Source organism: Chitinophaga sp. (genome assembly GCF_035761305.1).
GTDB lineage: Bacteria > Bacteroidota > Bacteroidia > Chitinophagales > Chitinophagaceae > Chitinophaga.
Window position 1 is genome coordinate 17384 of record NZ_DASTRI010000265.1, and the last position, 17201, is coordinate 34584.

At 49.3% G+C, this 17201-nt stretch carries 14 protein-coding genes; 5 read left to right on the forward strand and 9 right to left on the reverse strand.

All coding sequences use genetic code 11. The features are described 5' to 3' along the window. Nucleotides 1-5 precede the first annotated feature (5 nt). The gene (locus VFS25_RS22180; RefSeq protein WP_326464369.1) at nt 6-383 is read right to left on the reverse strand and encodes a MerC domain-containing protein; all 378 of its coding nucleotides are present in this window, start codon (nt 381-383) and stop codon (nt 6-8) included. 208 nt (nt 384-591) lie between these two features. Between VFS25_RS22180 and VFS25_RS22185 the strand changes: the two genes are divergently transcribed. Together VFS25_RS22185 and VFS25_RS22190 are read left to right on the forward strand one after the other, a co-directional pair. After that, a complete protein-coding gene (locus VFS25_RS22185; RefSeq protein ID WP_326464370.1) occupies nt 592-1218 on the forward strand; it encodes an SCO family protein in 627 nt (208 codons plus the stop codon). 47 nt (nt 1219-1265) lie between these two features. Next, nucleotides 1266-1694: a Fur family transcriptional regulator gene (locus VFS25_RS22190; protein ID WP_326464371.1), complete on the forward strand. Its 429-nt coding sequence runs from the start codon at nt 1266-1268 to the stop codon at nt 1692-1694. Between the two features lie 79 nt (nt 1695-1773). Here the strand turns inward: VFS25_RS22190 and VFS25_RS22195 are convergent, their stop codons facing one another. From VFS25_RS22195 to VFS25_RS22205, 3 genes are all read right to left on the reverse strand, one after another. Further along, entirely contained in the window at nt 1774-3504 is a 1731-nt protein-coding gene (locus VFS25_RS22195) for a M3 family oligoendopeptidase (RefSeq protein WP_326464372.1), read from the reverse strand. A 306-nt stretch (nt 3505-3810) separates the two neighbouring features. Further along, nucleotides 3811-4473: a DUF5606 domain-containing protein gene (locus VFS25_RS22200; protein ID WP_326464373.1), complete on the reverse strand. Its 663-nt coding sequence runs from the start codon at nt 4471-4473 to the stop codon at nt 3811-3813. Nucleotides 4474-4542: 69 nt separating this feature from the next. Continuing rightward, nucleotides 4543-7095 (reverse strand): lamin tail domain-containing protein, encoded by a 2553-nt coding sequence (locus tag VFS25_RS22205; protein ID WP_326464374.1) that lies wholly within the window; start codon nt 7093-7095, stop codon nt 4543-4545. Between the two features lie 183 nt (nt 7096-7278). Here VFS25_RS22205 and VFS25_RS22210 point away from each other — a divergent pair, with 183 nt between their 5' ends. Both VFS25_RS22210 and VFS25_RS22215 read left to right on the forward strand, forming a co-directional pair. After that, nucleotides 7279-8268, forward strand: coding sequence for an aspartate-semialdehyde dehydrogenase (locus VFS25_RS22210; RefSeq protein ID WP_326464375.1), 990 nt, complete (start codon nt 7279-7281; stop codon nt 8266-8268). Between the two features lie 311 nt (nt 8269-8579). After that, complete coding sequence (locus tag VFS25_RS22215) at nt 8580-8831, forward strand: hypothetical protein (protein ID WP_089906746.1); 252 nt, start codon at nt 8580-8582, stop codon at nt 8829-8831. A gap of 109 nt (nt 8832-8940) precedes the next feature. Here the strand turns inward: VFS25_RS22215 and VFS25_RS22220 are convergent, their stop codons facing one another. The 4 genes from VFS25_RS22220 to uvrB form a co-directional block, all read right to left on the reverse strand. Beyond that, complete coding sequence (locus VFS25_RS22220) at nt 8941-9603, reverse strand: DUF2461 domain-containing protein (RefSeq protein ID WP_326464376.1); 663 nt, start codon at nt 9601-9603, stop codon at nt 8941-8943. A gap of 46 nt (nt 9604-9649) precedes the next feature. Beyond that, nucleotides 9650-10741 (reverse strand): porin, encoded by a 1092-nt coding sequence (locus tag VFS25_RS22225; RefSeq protein WP_326464377.1) that lies wholly within the window; start codon nt 10739-10741, stop codon nt 9650-9652. Nucleotides 10742-11077: 336 nt separating this feature from the next. After that, nucleotides 11078-12463 carry an ammonium transporter gene (locus tag VFS25_RS22230; RefSeq protein ID WP_326464378.1) on the reverse strand — a complete coding sequence of 462 codons (1386 nt, stop codon included), beginning with the start codon at nt 12461-12463 and terminating at the stop codon, nt 11078-11080. 430 nt (nt 12464-12893) lie between these two features. Beyond that, entirely contained in the window at nt 12894-14945 is a 2052-nt protein-coding gene (gene uvrB / locus VFS25_RS22235; RefSeq protein WP_326464379.1) for an excinuclease ABC subunit UvrB, read from the reverse strand. Nucleotides 14946-15128: 183 nt separating this feature from the next. Here uvrB and VFS25_RS22240 point away from each other — a divergent pair, with 183 nt between their 5' ends. After that, nucleotides 15129-15899 carry a S1/P1 nuclease gene (locus VFS25_RS22240; RefSeq protein WP_326464380.1) on the forward strand — a complete coding sequence of 257 codons (771 nt, stop codon included), beginning with the start codon at nt 15129-15131 and terminating at the stop codon, nt 15897-15899. A 256-nt stretch (nt 15900-16155) separates the two neighbouring features. Here the strand turns inward: VFS25_RS22240 and VFS25_RS22245 are convergent, their stop codons facing one another. Continuing rightward, nucleotides 16156-17079, reverse strand: a complete 924-nt coding sequence (locus VFS25_RS22245) for a PfkB family carbohydrate kinase (RefSeq protein ID WP_326464381.1) — start codon at nt 17077-17079, stop codon at nt 16156-16158. Nucleotides 17080-17201: the final 122 nt, after the last annotated feature.

Consider the following 17201-nt stretch of genomic DNA (forward strand, 5'->3'; position numbering starts at 1 on the left):
TGGTATTAATGCATCCTGCATTTATGCAGGTTGCGGATATGTGCGATAATGATGCATACGGCGCCTGCTGCAATAACAGCCGGTTGCCATGCCGGCGGCAGGCTATAATGCCCCAGCAGCAGCCCGGCGAAGCCCGCCAGGAACCAAAGCAGCGGCTGTAGCTGCCGGTAACGGCGATAGCCTTTTAACAATGCTGCAACGCCTATTACAAAGGTGCATGCCAGCAGGGCGTGCTCCAATTTTTCATTCCCTTGCATACGCAAACCCAACAGGGGTAGCAGGGTAACCAATACCGGCAGTACTGCGCAGTGTACGGCACAAAGCAGGGAGGCGCCAATTCCCAGCGCATCCAGGTTTAGCTTACGCAACAATTTTCCAGGCATGCCACAAAGCTATGTATTATTTGCAACAATGTTGCAAATAGTTTTATGCATGATAACTTCTGCCGCGCAGTCAAACGGCAATCCTGCCCCTGCCTGCATATGCGCCGGAAACCGCCCCCGTAGCCGCTCACCTGCTACCACGCCCGCCGCCTTCCCGGAATGCATGTTTTTGTTGTACCTTTACAGATACATTAAAGCAGGGGGTTGTATGTCAAAAAAAACAATATTCTTAATCATTTTCTTTGCACTGCTCAGCATCACCTTTTTAGGGTATGCCGGCTTTGTAACCATGCAGGAAACAGGCAGCTTTTTCGGGAAAGAGAAGTTACCGGTGCTGGGTAGCCCCGGCCATACAATAGGCGGGTTTTCTTTTACCAACCAGGAGGGCCGCACCATTACCAGCAAGGATGTAACAGGCAAAATATACGTATCGGAATATTTTTTCACCACCTGCACCGGCATTTGTCCCAGGATGAACCGGAACATGGAAAAAGTATATGCCAGGTATAAGGATAACCCGAATTTTCTTATTCTTTCCCATACCGTAGATCCTGACCACGACAGCGTACCGGTACTGAAAGCCTATGCGGAAAAACACGGTGCGGATGCGCGTAACTGGTGGTTCCTTACCGGCCCAAAGAAAGAGCTGTATAAGCTGGCACGGCAGGGCTATATGCTGGACGACGGCACCTATACCGGTGAAGAAGATTTTGTGCATACCCAGTGGTTTGCCCTGGTTGACGGCGAAGGCCGGGTACGCGGGTTGTATGAAGGAACAAAAAAGTCGGACATTGATAAGCTGATCAATGATATTGACCGGCTAATGAACGAATAGATTTTAGTGTGATTGAATTTATGTGCAGTTATTAATTTTTCATTGCCATGAAAAATAACAAAGACCAGATTACCGATATATTGCGGAACAGCCATTTAAGCGTAACGGAAACCCGGGTAAAAATACTGGAGCTGTTCATGAAAAGCAATGGTGCGCTGGAGCATAGCGATTTTGAGAAAAAGCTGGCTGGCCAGGCGTTTGACCGGGTTACCATTTACCGTACGCTGCAGGCTTTTATTGATAAAGGCATTATCCATAAAATACCTACTACAGATACCAGCGTACAGTATGCGCTATGCAAATCAGAATGCTCCCCCGAGCACCATCATGATCATCATGTGCATTTTAAATGCGAAGAATGTGGCAATACCCTTTGCCTCGACGACACGGATATACCGGTTATACAGCTGCCTAAGGGATATGCGGCGCATAATATTGAAGTAGTGGTAAGCGGGGTTTGTAAAGCGTGTAAGTAGCGTATTAAGGTTTAACCAATAATAAAAGAGGCTGCATCATGTTTCTATGACGCAGCCTCTTTTTTATATTCAATTGCCGTTATTTATCAGCTATAATAGCATGCAGCTCCTGCTGTACAAAATCGGCCAGCTCCTTTACATAAGCAGGTGAAAAGTCAAAGCGGATGCCTGCTGTTTTATACAGCTCCGGCAAGGTGCGGGTGCCGCCCAGGCTTAGCGCTTTTACATAATTGTCCAGCGCCTGCTGCTTATTTTCCTTATACTGCTTCCACATGGCAATAGCGCCCAGCTGCGCAATGCCGTACTCAATGTAATAGAATGGCACTTCAAACAGGTGCAGCTGCCTTTGCCAGCTAATGGCGCGGTAGGCTTCCAGCCCGCTCCAGTCAACCATATCTGTTGTAAACTCGTTCAGGATATTCACCCAGGCCGCCGTACGTTCTTCTACCGTGTGCTGCGGGTGCTCGTATACCCAATGCTGGAACTTATCTATCGTAGCTATCCAGGGGAAGATGGTGATGGCGCGTTCCAGCTGCTGCATTTTAGCGCGGCGCAGCTCCTCCTTATCGCTGAAAAATATATCCCAGTGGTCCATCGTGAACAGCTCCATGCTCATGCTGGCCACCTCCGCTATTTCCATAGGGTATTCCTTAAAGGCGCTCAGCGGCAGGTAATGGCTCAGGAACGAATGCACGGCGTGCCCGCCTTCATGCACCATGGTGGTAAGGTCTTTCATTTGCCCGGCGGCATTCATGAAAATAAAGGGCACCCCGGTTTCTGCCAGCGGGCAGTTGTAGCCACCGGGCGCTTTGCCTTTGCGGCTTTCCAGGTCCAGGCGGCCCATTTGCTGCATTACGCGCAGGCAGTTGCCAAAGAAAGGCCCCAGCTCGTCAAAGCAGGCAATGGCTTTATTAACCAGCTCCGCGCCGGTATGAAAGGGCTCCAGCGGCGTGGTACCCGGCGCTTCTGCATCAGCATCCCAGGGTTTCAGCACCTCTAATCCCAGCTTTTTGGCCTGGCGTTGCTGAATGTCTTTTACCAGCGGCAGTATATGCTCTTTTACAGCGGCATGAAACTGGAAGCAGTCCTCTTTGGTATAGTCAAAGCGGCCCAGGTCTTCAAACTTATAATCGCGGTAATTGGCAAAGCCCGCATTTTTGGCTACCTGGTCGCGCTTTTCCACCAGCGCGGTGTACAGCTTATCCAGGGTGTCTTTATCCTGCAGGCGGCGCTCATTGGTTTTGCGGAATACTTCTTCCCGCAGGGCGCGGTCGCTGTTTTCCAGGAACTTGGCGGCCTGCTGCAGCGTATATTCCTGCCCGTTCACCTCAATGGTCATTTTACCGGATATTACGCCATATTGCTGTGCCATTACGCTCAGCTCCGCCAGCAGCGGCACATTCTGTTCACGGAACAGCTTTACCTGCTTGCGCACGCTGCGCAGGTAAGTGGCATAATCATCGCCCAGCTCTTTGGAAAGATCGGTATTCAGCAGCTTGCGGTTCAGCGCATCGGCATAAGGTTGCAGCTTGGGCTGTATTTCCATACAGAAATAAGTAAAGGCTTCCTCCAGCTGTTTATCGGTGGTATCACAGGTCATACGTATCTGGCGCCAGCAGGCGTCTTCACTTACCACTGCTTCCAGCTCGCTGATGTCTTTCAACCATTGCTCCAGCTCAGCCAGGTTATTGAGGGGGCGTTGTTTCAGCTCTTCAAAATATGGCTGCAGCGCCTCCCAGGTAGTAACGGTAAAGTTCTCCGGCAAAAAACGGCGGGGCAGCTTTTCAATATTTGCATTTAAAGTTTCCATTTTACTAAGATAATTATGAATTATCAATTACGAATTCGTAATGGCTGTTAAAGTAATGATAATTAGGAGAGGGCATTCCGCTTTTACAGGCAATGCCTTTGAAAATTTATTGTGTGAATAGAAAAAGCTGGTGATAGGGGTCAGATGCTTTAAAAGGGCTATTGGCATGGTCGCGCAGCTGCCTGAAAACGCTGCGCTAAACCTTTTGCTGTTGATAAGTGAAGCAGCAATTGTCAATTACGAACCGGGGATGTTAGCGCTACAACTGCACTTCGCCCCTAGTCCGTAATTGACAATCCGTGATTATTATTCTTCTGTTTTCTTTTTGCGGGTAGTTTTTTTCGGCGCAGCGGCTTCGTCACCGGCTGCGTCTTCCTTCTTAGCTTTAGCAGCTTTTTTAGCAGGCTTTTCAGCAGGAGCTGCGGCATCGGCTTCTTCTTTTTCCCTGGCGGCTGCTTTGGGCGCTTTTGCTTTTTTAGCCGGCTTTTCTTCTGCTACTGCTTCCGGTGCAGGCGAAGGTTCACCTACCAGCGCTTCGGCCGGTGTTTCTGTGCCCTCCCCTTCCTGCGGGTTCAGTATCTCATCAAATTTCAGCAGGTCATTCGTCTTCAGGATGGCATACCATTTTACCATCTTTTTCATATCGCTCACATATACCTTCTCCTCATCAAAGGTGGGATATACGTTCCTGAAATAAGCCTTAATAGCGTTGTTGTCGGCATTGGCGGCCACTATCTGATGCTCCGCTTCTTTTTCCTGCATGGCTTTAAACACCTCTGCCAGGTTTACATTATCGCCGGTGGTGAATACTTCAATACTCTCCAGTGGGGTAAAGTTGTGTACACGGGATGAAACAAAGCGGGTGCTTTTGTCTTCCAGAGAACGAACAATAGCGCCGTCCTGTTTACTGGCTAATAATTGAAACAATCCGCCCAGACCGGTTACTGCAACAATTTCTCTATACTGCATGTTCAAATTTTTAGGAGGGCAAATATAAATAATTAATTTAAGATGGTTACCCGGTGATTTACAGGATTTTTAGTTTAAACGCCGGGCCACCACCACAGGTAGTTTCCAGCGTTTTACATGTCCCTGCCCGTCAAAAATTTCTGTAAATACAATGTAAATGCCAACCGGCAGCTGCTGTTTGCTTTCTCCCAGGCCGTCCCAGATAATATTATTGCTGTTGCCAAGCACCCCGTTTTGCAGCAATTGCCGCACCGGCCGGCCCTGTGCGTCGAAAATGGTGATGTTGCCAATATAGCCCGGCGCCGGCAGCCGGCAGGTAATTACGGCCAGGTCATCCATACCATCATTATCCGGCGATACTACCGCAGGGTGCAGGCTTACCTCCCCGGCTGCTGTTTCCTGCAGGTTCAGTTGCTGGGAGTTTACATAACCCGGAGTGGCGTAGCCCGCGGTAACCGCAGCCGGGTGCCAGTTAGCATCATCGCCGGTGGGCTGCGCGGTGCTGAGGCGCTCCAGCGATACGCCTTTGGTGTTGCCTGCAAGCGACAGCTGCATACCCGGTGTATAAGAAAAAAGGTCAACCGTGCTGTTAAAGGTATTATACAGGCCTACAGTTCCTCCGTCATTCGGGAAAGCAGGCAGGTTAACGACCTGTAATAAATTTTCCCAGGCCTTACAGGTATAACCACGGCACAAGGCTTCGGGGTCGCGGGTAAGGGCCAGGTATTGGCCGGGCAGCAGCAGCCGGGGTGTTTTGCTTAATGGCACCGGCGCGCCGGGCTGCCCGTCACGGTCTACCATAGCCAGGTACAGCTGCTGTAAATCCACAGCCCGGGCGCTGCGGTTATACAGCTCTATAAATTCCGGGGCGGCCGGTTTAGGATCAAAAAGCAGCTCATTGATCACTATCATTCCGCTGTCGGCCATTACCGGCAGGGCCAGCACAGCGGTATCAAGGGCGCTTACGGGCTGCCCGGTGCAGTCCGTAACATCTTTTACCCGTAAGGTGTAAATACCTTGCAACGGCGCTGACAGCAGCAGCTGTACCGTATTAAACAACGGAGGCACCGCCGTAGCAGCGGCTACATGCAGCAGCCCCGTTGTTAGCTGGTAATGTGCGGGATCAACAGCTGCCAGGCTATCCACTGCTTTGCTGAAGTAAAGCCCGGCATGCAGGCTATCGGACATATACGCCCGCAGCAGGTCCGGCAGGGAGGTGTCTGCACGGGTAGTGGCCACGGAGTTAGGCTTGCCGGGCGTGCTGCCCGTAGCGGCTGTTGCAGCCCGCCAGTTCAGTCCACCACTGCAGGGTGCAGCAGCCGACATCATTTCCAGGCTCCAGCCGCCGTTCTCTTTACCGGCAGCTGCATACCAGGCTTTATCATAGGCCACTGCATGCATAACTGCGCCGGCAGCATTGTACAGCACCAGGGTATCTGCGTCATTGCCCAGGGCAGGGAAATCATCCAACCCCAATACATTAATACTGCTGTCAAACAGGGTTGCTTTGCTGCGCGGGCACAATACCAGCAAACCGCCGGCAGGCAGCTGGTAAAAAGGCAGCATAGCCTGGCCGGTGCCGGCTGCCAGCCGCCAGCTCTGCAGCGATACCGGGTGAGGCGCTGTGTTCCGCAGCTCAATAAACTCCGGCAGCGGCGGGCCTACGGCTGGTTCAGGATCGGGAAATATTTCGTTTATCAATACACCATAACGGCCGGGTTGATAATACAGGAACGGCAGTGTTACGGTAGGCATCGCGTTGCCTGCCAGGTCGGTGATGCCCTGCACCTGTAAACGCATTGTATCGCCATTGGGAAAAGCAGCGGCGAAATACAGGTGTATGCCATCTGCCGCCAGTTGTACAGCGGCGGGCGCGCCGGCATTATTACCGGCCCGGTAATGGGCCGGCAGTTGAGCGGCGCTGTCTACCGGCTCCGTGAACTGCAGCAGCAGCTCATGATCATTGAGCACAGCAACGGTTTTTACCGCCGGCGCCACGGTATCTTTCACCAGCGGCACTACGGTTACATCATCAAAAAAGTGTTGCTGAAAAAAGCCCGGGGTAGACTGCCTTATCAGTATGCCAAAGCAGGCGGCGGCTACCGGCGGGGCCGCGGTGGCTGTGCCCTGCAGCACATAGTACCGGCCGGTGCCGGAGGTATCTGTCCATAGCCGCCAGGTGCCTGTATCATCACAGGTTACTTTTACCTTCAGCGTGGTGGTGGAGTGGGCCGTAATACCATCCTGCCCGTTTATGAGCTTTTCAGGCGCATTTCCGGCTGTTTTAACGTACAGGCATACTTCGTCATCTTTGTTGCCTATCTGCACAAAACAGCCGGTTAAATGATCGTTAGCCAGGTCGCTGCTGTCAGACAGCAGGTACACCTCCACATAATTATTGGAGGAAGTATTGAAGCCCAGCTGCATCCACCATTCCCAGGCGGCGGGCAGGCCAACACCGGCAGGCGCCCATAATCCAAAGCGGCTGTTGGGCTGCAGGTAATTGCTTTGAAGGCGGCCGTCTTTAATCTGCCAGGCGGTATCTATACCCTGCCATACAACAGATGATAACGGATCAAAATGTTCAAGAATCTGACAATGAGAGCGAGAAGATAGTAACATTAGCGCCACACAAAAAATGAGTGTGCGCATAATAAAATAATTGATTGGTGAGGCTGCGAATATAACGAATAAGATAGTATTTTTGCGCTTCCTGAAAAATGTTCTTTAACAGATCGTATTGAGCCCTATACAGTTGTAAACTGTAGCTGCTTTGTATGGTCGCAAAAATTACTTATTTCCACAATGAAAGTTGCCGTAGTGGGCGCTACCGGGCTGGTAGGCTCTAAAATGTTACAAGTGTTAGCGGAAAGAAATTTCCCGGTTACAGAACTCATACCTGTAGCCTCTGAGAAGTCTGTTGGTAAGGAAGTGACATTCAAGGGCAAGACTTATAAGGTAGTAACCGCAGATACGGCTATTTCCATGCAGCCGAATGTGGCGCTGTTTTCCGCAGGGGGCAGCACTTCCCTAGAATGGGCGCCCAAGTTTGCAGCTGCCGGCATTACGGTGGTAGACAACTCCAGCGCCTGGAGAATGGACCCCACCAAAAAGCTGGTGGTGCCGGAGATAAATGGTAAAACCCTGACCGCCGAAGATAAGATCATTGCCAACCCTAACTGCTCCACTATACAAATGGTGCTGGTGTTGAACCCATTACATGAGTTATATAAGATTAACCGCGTAGTAGTTTCCACGTACCAGTCTGTAACCGGTACCGGTGTAAAAGCTGTAAACCAGCTGATGAATGAACGTAAAGGCGTAAGCGGCGACATGGCATATGCATACCCTATTGATCTGAATGTAATTCCCCAGATAGATGTGTTCCTGGAAAATGGTTACACCAAGGAAGAGATGAAGATGGTGAACGAAACCAAAAAAATCATGGGAGATGATCGTATACGCGTTACTGCTACCACAGTTCGTATACCCGTGATCGGTGGACACAGCGAATCCGTAAACATAGAATTTGAAAAAGACTTCGATATTAACGAAGTACGTAAAGCTTTGGAGAAAACTCCGGGTGTAATAGTAGTAGATGAGCCCTCAAAACAACAATATCCTATGCCTAAGGATGCACATGATAAAGACGAAGTTTTTGTAGGCCGTATACGCCGTGACGAAACACAGCCTAATACGCTGAATATGTGGATAGTAGCGGATAACCTGCGAAAAGGCGCTGCAACAAATGCAGTGCAGATTGCAGAATACCTGCACGCGCAAAAGATGATTTAAAACTGCAGTTATACATCTCAACCGATCATATATGTATCTTTCATTAATGCATATACGATTTTTGGGTATAAGTAATTGAAAGTGCCCTGATTATAGCAGGGCCTTTCGATTAAATTTTAATAAAAGCATACGGTACAAGCGTAAAAATTACACGGAAGTAGTATTGATTTGTGCTGTTTAAAATTGGATTTTGGTATCATAATCCTATGCCGACTTGCTTCTTATGAAAAATTATCAACTTATGCCAATACATGAGAGAGTGCTACGCAGCAATCGTATATTTTGTCTAATCTGTAAACACCCTTAATCCTATGAAGACCAACACCAATCGCGAGCTTTTATTGATGCACAAATTCACGGAAGAATGGAGCAGCAATTTTTCTTCCCAAGTATCCCGCATAATGAACATTGTTGATCAGCAGGATACGCTGGATGGCATCATTCCTATTATTGAAGTGGCCAATGTGTACAACCAGAAGTTTGCACACACCCGTACTGACAAAGAAAACTTATTAAAAAACCGTAAAGCCCGCCCATTTGAGTTTTTGATACACAAGAATTAATTTAAGGGAATTACAGAAGCAATTAAAAAAGGAGAAAAGGGATTGTAGAACCTTTTCTCCTTTTTCAACCAGGTACGCTGCATTCGGCAAAAGGCGCACCCATTGGGCATTAGTCATTCACGGCCCGGTCCAGGAACTTCAAAAAGGGCTGCATTACCGCAAACACTTTCAGTACTTCACGCACCAATGCCGGCTGCGTGCAGGCATCATCCGACATACTATGCCATACTGTAAAGCTTTTCAGCTTCAGGTAAGCAATGGCAGGGTTATCGGGCTGGTAGCCCTGCGGTGCTGTTTTAAGCGCTTCCCCGTCTATCTTGCCAAAGTATTTTATAAAATCTTTATTGCTGATGATCTGCTGAAACTCGGGGAAATTATAATCTATTTCCTGCCGCACCTTTTTCAGCACAGGCGCTTCCGGCATCCACAGCCCGCCGCCGGCAAAGCTGTTACCGCCCGGCTCCAGGTGAAAATAATAACCGGGCCTGACTGATTTGCGGCCGCCAGGTGAAAAGGCGGCGCCCATGTTTGTTTTGTAAGGTGTTTTATCTTTTGAGAACCTAACGTCTTTATATATACGAAAAGTACAGTCCTTTACCTGTAACCCGCTTACTTCGGCGTCCTGCCTGCTAAGCCCGTCAATCAGCTGCTGTACCAGGGTTTCATAATCGGCTTTAGCATCCTGGTAATCCGGTTTGTGCGCATCAAACCATTCCTTGTTATTATTCTTACCCAGATTTTTTAAAAACTTCAAAGTCGTGGCCTGCAACATGCTCTGTAATTTGGCATACAATATATAAAAAAAGGCCGGAGGAACATCAGAAGTGATAGGTGGCTGCCAGCAGCACGTTTGCCGTGGTGCCGGTGGGCACACCGGAATGTTTGGTGAAAATATCGCGTGAGGCGTTGTCCAGCCGGAACTCGGGCATAATAGTAAGGTTGCCGGCCTTATAGTTAAACGTAAGCGTGCCGGCCATTACATGTCCGCCATCCAGCGCGCCGGCAAAGGTTTTCAGGCCGTCATTATCTTCAAAATATTCGCCGCGCAGCGTAAGTCCCAGATTATCGGTAAAATCAAGATTAACGTACAACGCAGATCCCCACCATTTCACGCTTTCCGATCCTGCCTCCCCGGTTTTTTTATGGGAATCCCTGTACGTGCTGAAGGTGCCGTTATACCCCAGGCCCAGCATGGCATTTACCTGGTAAATGCCTACAAAATCCAGCTGGTGGTTTTGTACGCCCGCAGTATCTTTTCCTTCCAGGTAATTGAGGTATAGTTTAAGCGGCGTATTTGCGGGCGTAAAACCTACCTGCGCGCCTATGTATTTATGATCGCTGAAATCAACCGACTTAAGATCCGTGGGGTTAAACACGCCTATCATGGCGCTCAGGTAACTGGTAATGGCAACATCCACTTTTACACCGGTGTTAAAGAACGGGCCGTTGCTGAACATATAGCTCATGCTGTAGTTGCGGTTCAGGTAAGCATCTACCAGCTCATAACCTATATGCGTGGCAAAGCTGCCCAGGCTTACCTTTATTTTGTCTGTTACCTGGTAGCTTACGTACAGCTGTTTAATGGCCATAGCCATTCCGTTTTTGCTGTTCAGCGTATCGTTATAGGAAAACTCCGCAGCGCGGCGGCCGAAGCCCAGGTCGGCTACAATGCTGCCCTGCTTAAAGCCATGTTCCACCTTCAGCGATACCATACCCAGCTCAAAGGAGTTGTGTGAATTGGTAAAGCTGGTTTTGTTATCTGTTACATTCCTGTTGAAGTTATACTTGTAATACACATCCGCAGAACCGGAGAGCTTAAACGCTTCCTGCGGCTTTGTAGTGTCTGCCGATTGGGCAAAGGCTGCAAAAAAGCTGCAGATGGCGAAGGTGGTCATGAGCGTTTTTTTCATCCTGTAAAGTTTTATTTTTCATTGGCACACGAAGCCCCCTGCCCGTTTTTTAACAGGCTTTGGGAATTTACAGGCATGACTGAGCTGTTTCAATCAGACCTGTTTCATGCTAAATGAAACTGGTTGATAAAAATTTTAGTGGAACCGGATTAATAAATAATGTTGAAAAATGTTTTGAACGCTACTTTTCTGCTACTTCTAATGTGCTTGTTTTGGGTACAACTCCGGAATTAGTTAATAATTAATAATGAATAATTAATAATACACGCATATCACGGTTAGCTATTAATTATTCATTATTAATTATTCATTATTAGCGTTATAGTATAGATTGATTTAGTGCAGGATATCTTCTTCCTTCAGGGTACCCTTGCCATTCACGCTCATCAGCGCGGGATGGTAATGTTCATTGTGTTGTGAAGCATCCAGGCCCAGTACTTCCTCTTCGTCAGATACGCGCAGCGGGTGGATGAAGTTGATTAGCTTAAAGATGCCGTAAGATACGGTGAAGCTGTAGCCAACTACCAGCAGCAAGCCTAATACCTGGTGCTTGAACAGGTCAAAGTTACCATAGAACCAGCCATCTGCGCCGCCGGGGTTAATTGCCTTGGTGGCAAAAATACCGGTGAGCAGCATACCCGTCATACCGCCTATGCCGTGGCAGGGGAATACATCCAGCGTATCGTCGATGCTGGTTTTTGATTTATAGTGTACCATCATATTGGAAATGATGGCAGCAATAAAGCCGATGAAAACACTTTGCGGAACAGCTACATAGCCGGCAGCGGGCGTAATAGCCACCAGGCCAACTACAGCGCCTATACAAAAGCCTAATGCAGAAGGTTTGCGGCCGCGGATCACATCAAAGAATAACCAGGAGAGGCCTGCAGCAGCAGCGGCAGTGTTGGTAGAAGCAAAAGCAGATACTGCCAGGCTGTTGGCGGCTACTGCAGAACCGGCGTTAAAACCAAACCAGCCGAACCACAGTAAACCGGTGCCCATTAATACAAAAGGTATGTTGGCGGGCTGCAGCTCTTTCTTCTCTATATGATCTTTTCTGCGTTTCAAAACAATAGCGCCTGCAAGGGCTGCACAACCCGCAGAGATGTGCACTACCGTACCGCCGGCAAAATCCAGCACACCCAGTTTAAACAGGATGCCGTCCGGGTGCCAGGTCCAGTGGGCTATGGGCGCATATACCAGCAGGCTGAATAACACCATGAACAGTACGTAAGAGGTAAAACGTATACGCTCTGCCGTAGCCCCAACTACCAGGGCAGGTGTAATAATGGCAAACTTCATTTGGAACAGGGCAAACAGCAGCAGGGGAATAGTGCCTGCGCCAGCCCAGGGTGCACCGGAGCCTACCCCTTTGAAGAAGAAGAAGGTGGCGGGATTGCCGATCAAACCATGCCAGGATTCGCCAAAAGAAAGACTAAACCCTATTACTACCCATAATACGCTTATTAAGCCGGTAGCAATAAAGCTCTGCATCATGGTATTGATCACGTTTTTGCGGTTTACCATACCTCCGTAGAAGAACGATAAACCCGGTGTCATTAAGAACACCAGTGAGGCAGCCACCAAAACCCAGGCAATGTCACCAAAGTTATACTTGCTGGCATCAGCATAAGTTGTTACTGTAGGCACAAACATGCCGATTACTGCCAGTAAAGCAAGAACGATGAAGGGAATGTAATCCTGAAATGCAGTTTTCTTCATATCTTATGTTTTTAGATATTTCTTTAACAAAAGTATTTATTTGCTCCAAACAGCCAAACAAAAGTGAGAAAAATAGAAATGATTGAATAAAAAACAGCATTATTGATCCAAAATCAATAATATTATGAATTATTATAATGTTAAGCAGATTTTAGGGGTTACTTACGTAGGATGCATACGTACGAAAAAGGCAATAAATAATTGATAATCATTGAATTAATATGGGAAAGACATAGGGCTTAACAATTTTCTAACAAGGCGGCACCGGGAACTGTTGTTAAACTGGCCCAAACGCCATAATCACTTATTAGTTAATAAAATATATATTGATAAAAAATTGGAGAGGGTTAATTAGCATGGCTACAGAAAACATATATATAATTATTTATAATACTAAAAAGGGCCGGGAGCCGGCCCTTTTTAGTACGTACTATTTCATTTCCTCCAGCTCGCGTTGCAGGGCGAACATGTGGTCGCGGAGGCGGGCCGCTTCCATGAAATCCAGGTCCCTGGCGGCCTTTTCCATTTCCTTTCTCACCCTGGCAATAGCCTTTTCCAGCTGGGGAATAGTTTTGGCATTGGCGGCCTCCCCTTTTGCGTACGTAATGGCCTCTTCCGCCACGAGCGACATTTCCTGGTGCACCGCATAAGGCGAATGTTCGTCGTAGTTCTTGATTTCCAATACAGAAGTTTGCCCCATGATCTGCTCTACCGACTTACGTACTGTTTTGGGTGTAATACCGTGTTTAATATTGTAGGCTATTTGTTTTTCACGCCGGCGGTTGGTTTCGTCGATTGTGCGCTGCATGCTCTCCGTGATCTTATCGGCATAAAAAATCACCAGGCCATCCACGTTACGGGCCGCACGGCCGGCGGTTTGTGTGAGGGAGCGCTCATCGCGCAGGAAACCTTCCTTATCCGCATCCAGTATGGCTACCAGCGACACCTCCGGCAGGTCCAGGCCCTCACGCAGCAGGTTTACGCCTACCAGCACATCTATTTTACCCAGGCGCAGGTCGCGCAAAATTTCCACCCGCTCCAGGGTGTCTACTTCCGAGTGTATGTAGCGCGACTTAATATTAATACGTCCCAGGTATTTATCCATTTCCTCCGCCATGCGTTTGGTGAGCGTGGTTACCAGCACACGGTCGCCTTTTTGTACGCGGCGATCTATTTCATCCAGCAGGTCATCTACCTGGTTCACACTGGGCCTTATTTCAATGGGCGGGTCCAGCAGACCGGTGGGGCGCACCACCTGCTCTATTACCACCCCTTCTGTTTGCTGCAGCTCGTATTCGCCGGGGGTGGCGCTTACGAACACTACCTGGTTCATGAGGCTTTCAAACTCATAAAAGTTCAGGGGGCGGTTATCCATGGCAGAGGGCAGGCGAAAGCCAAAATCCACCAGGGTGATCTTACGGGAACGGTCGCCGCCATACATGCCGCTGATCTGCGGAATGGTCTGGTGGCTTTCATCTATCACCATCAGGAAGTCTTTTGGAAAATAATCCAGCAGGCAGAAGGGGCGAGTACCGGGCTGCCGCCGGTCCAGGAAGCGGGAATAGTTCTCAATACCGCTGCAATACCCCAGCTCCCGTATCATTTCCAGGTCGTAATTCACCCGCTCGGAAAGGCGCTGCGCCTCCAGGTGCTTGCCTTGGGAGCGGAAATACTCTACCTGGGCCAGCAGCTCGTCCTGTATCTCGAAAATGATCTGCTGCATCATATCTTTAGGCGCCAGGTACAGGTTGGCCGGGAAAATGGCGGCGTTTTCCATAGACAGGATGCGCTTGCCGTTGGCTGTATCAATACTTTCTATCTCCTCAATCTCATCCCCAAAAAAAGTAATGCGGTAGCCGTAATCCACGTAAGGCAGGTTCACATCCACGGTATCGCCCTGCACGCGGAAAGACCCGCGGGTAAAGTCGCCGGTGGTACGGGTGTACAGTGAGTTCACCAGGTTATGCAGCAGGGCATTGCGGCTGATGGTTTGGCCTTTGTTGATACGGAGTATGCCGTTTTCCAGCTCATTAGGGTTACCCATACCATATATGCAGGAAACGCTGGCTACCACTATAATATCCCGGCGGCCCGACAGCAGGTTGGAGGTGGCGCGCAGGCGCAGCTTATCCAGCTCCTCATTTATAGAAAGATCTTTTTCTATATACGTGTCGCTTACCGGCATGTAGGCTTCGGGCTGATAGTAATCGTAGTACGATACAAAGTATTCCACGGCATTTTCCGGGAAGAACTGGCGGAACTCCCCATACAGCTGGGCTACCAGGGTTTTGTTGTGGGTGAGCACCAGGGTGGGCTTTTGCACCTGCTGGATCACATTGGCCATGGTAAATGTTTTACCGGAGCCTGTTACCCCTAACAGGGTCTGGAATGGCTCTCCTTTCCGGATCCCTTCTGTTAACTGCTTAATAGCCGAAGGCTGGTCGCCTGCCGGCTCATATGGTGCATGTATCTTAAATGGCATATTATTTTAGTAATGGCGCTTATTGTTATTGGATGTATCAAATTTACAAAACTTGTGGCGTTCTGCCCCGGCGTAAATGCAGGAAGCCCTGATACATGAGCGGCCATTGGGATCTGGAGTTATTTTCACATATTTGAGGCTTACTTTAGATGTATGCGTTCAACAATTCTTTACCGTCTGTTTTTGGGATTACTATTACCCCTGCTGCCGCTTACAGGTTTTGCGTGGGGGCCCACCGGCCACCGGGTGGTGGCGGAAATTGCTTACCAGCACCTGACACCGGAGGCCCGCAAGGCCATTACCGCGCTGCTAGGCCGGCAGCCCCTGGCCATGATTGCCAACTGGCCTGATTTTATTAAATCAGATACCACGCATAAGTATGATCATACGTCTTCGTGGCATTACATGGACTTCCCGGGCAACATTAGCCGGGAAAAATTCAATGCGCTGCTGGCTGCCGGTAAAAGCGGGCACCTGTACGATGAAACGCTGGCCATGATTAAGCAGCTGAAGTCTGCCACCGCTACCAAAGAGCAGAAGATCTTTGCACTCACCTTCCTGGTGCACCTGCTGGGCGATATGCACCAGCCCCTGCATGTAGGACGGGATGAGGACCAGGGCGGCAATAAGATCAGCGTATTCTGGTTTAACCAGCCCACCAACCTGCACCGCGTGTGGGACGAGCACCTGGTTGAGTTCCAGCAGCTCAGCTATACAGAGTATGCCCGCGCGCTGGATATTGAGCCGGCCGCCAAAGTAAAACAGCTGCAAAGCGGCAGCATACAGGACTGGATGTATGAGTCGCACATACTGTCTGATAAGATCTATGCTAAAACCAGGGAAGGCGATAAGCTCAGCTTCCGGTATAATTACTGGTTCCTGGACAACCTGAACCAGCAGCTGCTGAAAGGCGGGTTGCGGCTGGCAGCGGTGCTGAATGGAATATTTAAATAGATGTGCGGATGTGCAGATATACAGATGTGCAGATGGGGGAGGATGAGGAAGGAAGATGATAGATGAGGGAATGGGTGAGGATGGATGGGGTGATGAGAGACACGCTGCGTTTATTTAGCATGAAACAAACGCCGGGCAACCGCTGAACGTTGCTGTTTAAAGTGAAAACAGCGGCGCCGGCATAAAAAAACTGCAGGCAGTGTTTAACACATCGCCTGCAGCTTTTTTATTTTATAGCCGGCTTGCGGCGGTATGGCTATACCAGGTCTATATCAAAGTTCACCAGCTCTACAAACTGCTCCAGGCGGGCGCTGATGTCTTCGTGGGTAATTTCCTTCAGGCGGGCGGTACCGAATTTCTCCACGCAAAAAGAGGCCATGGCAGAACCTACGATAATGGCCGTTTTCATGTTCTCAAAAGAAATATCCTTGGTTTTAGCCAGGTGGCCTATGAAGCCACCTGCAAAGGTATCACCGGCGCCGGTGGGATCAAATACGTCTTCCAGCGGCAGGGCAGGTGCAAAAAATACATGGTTCTCATGGAACAGCAGCGCGCCATGCTCCCCTTTCTTGATGATAAGATAACGGGGACCCATAGACAATATCTTTTTAGCGGCTTTTACCAGGGAGTACTCGCCGCTGAGCTGCCGGGCTTCGCCATCGTTTATCATCAGCACATCTACCATGGTCAGCGCCTTTTTGAGGTCGTCCAGGGCTACTTCCATCCAAAAGTTCATGGTGTCCAGCACAATCAGCTTGGGGCGCTCCTTCAGCTGGTTTATTACGCTGATCTGTACCTGCGGCGACAGGTTACCCAGCACCAGGAACTCGCTGCCCTGGTAGCTGTCGGGGATCACAGGGTTAAAGTCGCCCAGCACGTTCAGCTCTGTTACCAGGGTGTCGCGGGTGTTCATATCCATATGATATTTACCGGACCAGTAAAAAGAAGGGCGGTCTTTCTTGATCTGCACCCCATCCAGCGCCACGCCTTTGGCTGCCAGCGCATTCAGCTCAGCCTGCGGGAAATCGCCGCCGATCACAGATACCTGGTTAATGGGCTGTATGAAATTAGCAGCAGTCCAGGCAATAAAGGTTGCGGAACCGCCGATAACCCGTCCTGATTTTCCAAAGGGCGTTTCTATTTCATCGAACGCCATAGAACCTACGACAATGAGCGACATACTTGCTTGTTAGTTTACTGGTTTATAGGTAAAACAGGGGCAAAGGTAATAAAATAATAGCCGGTTTTAATAAACGGCCGGTTAATGGCAACCCGGCTTCCACACCGGTATAAGCGCAGTTT

Bases quoted from the DNA above. Each gene is read 5' to 3' on its own strand.
- VFS25_RS22180 (WP_326464369.1), bottom strand. From the start codon at position 383: ATGCCTGGAAAATTGTTGCGTAAGCTAAACCTGGATGCGCTGGGAATT.
- VFS25_RS22185 (WP_326464370.1), top strand. From the start codon at position 592: ATGTCAAAAAAAACAATATTCTTAATCATTTTCTTTGCACTGCTCAGC.
- VFS25_RS22190 (WP_326464371.1), top strand. From the start codon at position 1,266: ATGAAAAATAACAAAGACCAGATTACCGATATATTGCGGAACAGCCAT.
- VFS25_RS22195 (WP_326464372.1), bottom strand. From the start codon at position 3,504: ATGGAAACTTTAAATGCAAATATTGAAAAGCTGCCCCGCCGTTTTTTG.
- VFS25_RS22200 (WP_326464373.1), bottom strand. From the start codon at position 4,473: ATGCAGTATAGAGAAATTGTTGCAGTAACCGGTCTGGGCGGATTGTTT.
- VFS25_RS22205 (WP_326464374.1), bottom strand. From the start codon at position 7,095: ATGTTACTATCTTCTCGCTCTCATTGTCAGATTCTTGAACATTTTGAT.
- VFS25_RS22210 (WP_326464375.1), top strand. From the start codon at position 7,279: ATGAAAGTTGCCGTAGTGGGCGCTACCGGGCTGGTAGGCTCTAAAATG.
- VFS25_RS22215 (WP_089906746.1), top strand. From the start codon at position 8,580: ATGAAGACCAACACCAATCGCGAGCTTTTATTGATGCACAAATTCACG.
- VFS25_RS22220 (WP_326464376.1), bottom strand. From the start codon at position 9,603: ATGTTGCAGGCCACGACTTTGAAGTTTTTAAAAAATCTGGGTAAGAAT.
- VFS25_RS22225 (WP_326464377.1), bottom strand. From the start codon at position 10,741: ATGAAAAAAACGCTCATGACCACCTTCGCCATCTGCAGCTTTTTTGCA.
- VFS25_RS22230 (WP_326464378.1), bottom strand. From the start codon at position 12,463: ATGAAGAAAACTGCATTTCAGGATTACATTCCCTTCATCGTTCTTGCT.
- uvrB (WP_326464379.1), bottom strand. From the start codon at position 14,945: ATGCCATTTAAGATACATGCACCATATGAGCCGGCAGGCGACCAGCCT.
- VFS25_RS22245 (WP_326464381.1), bottom strand. From the start codon at position 17,079: ATGTCGCTCATTGTCGTAGGTTCTATGGCGTTCGATGAAATAGAAACG.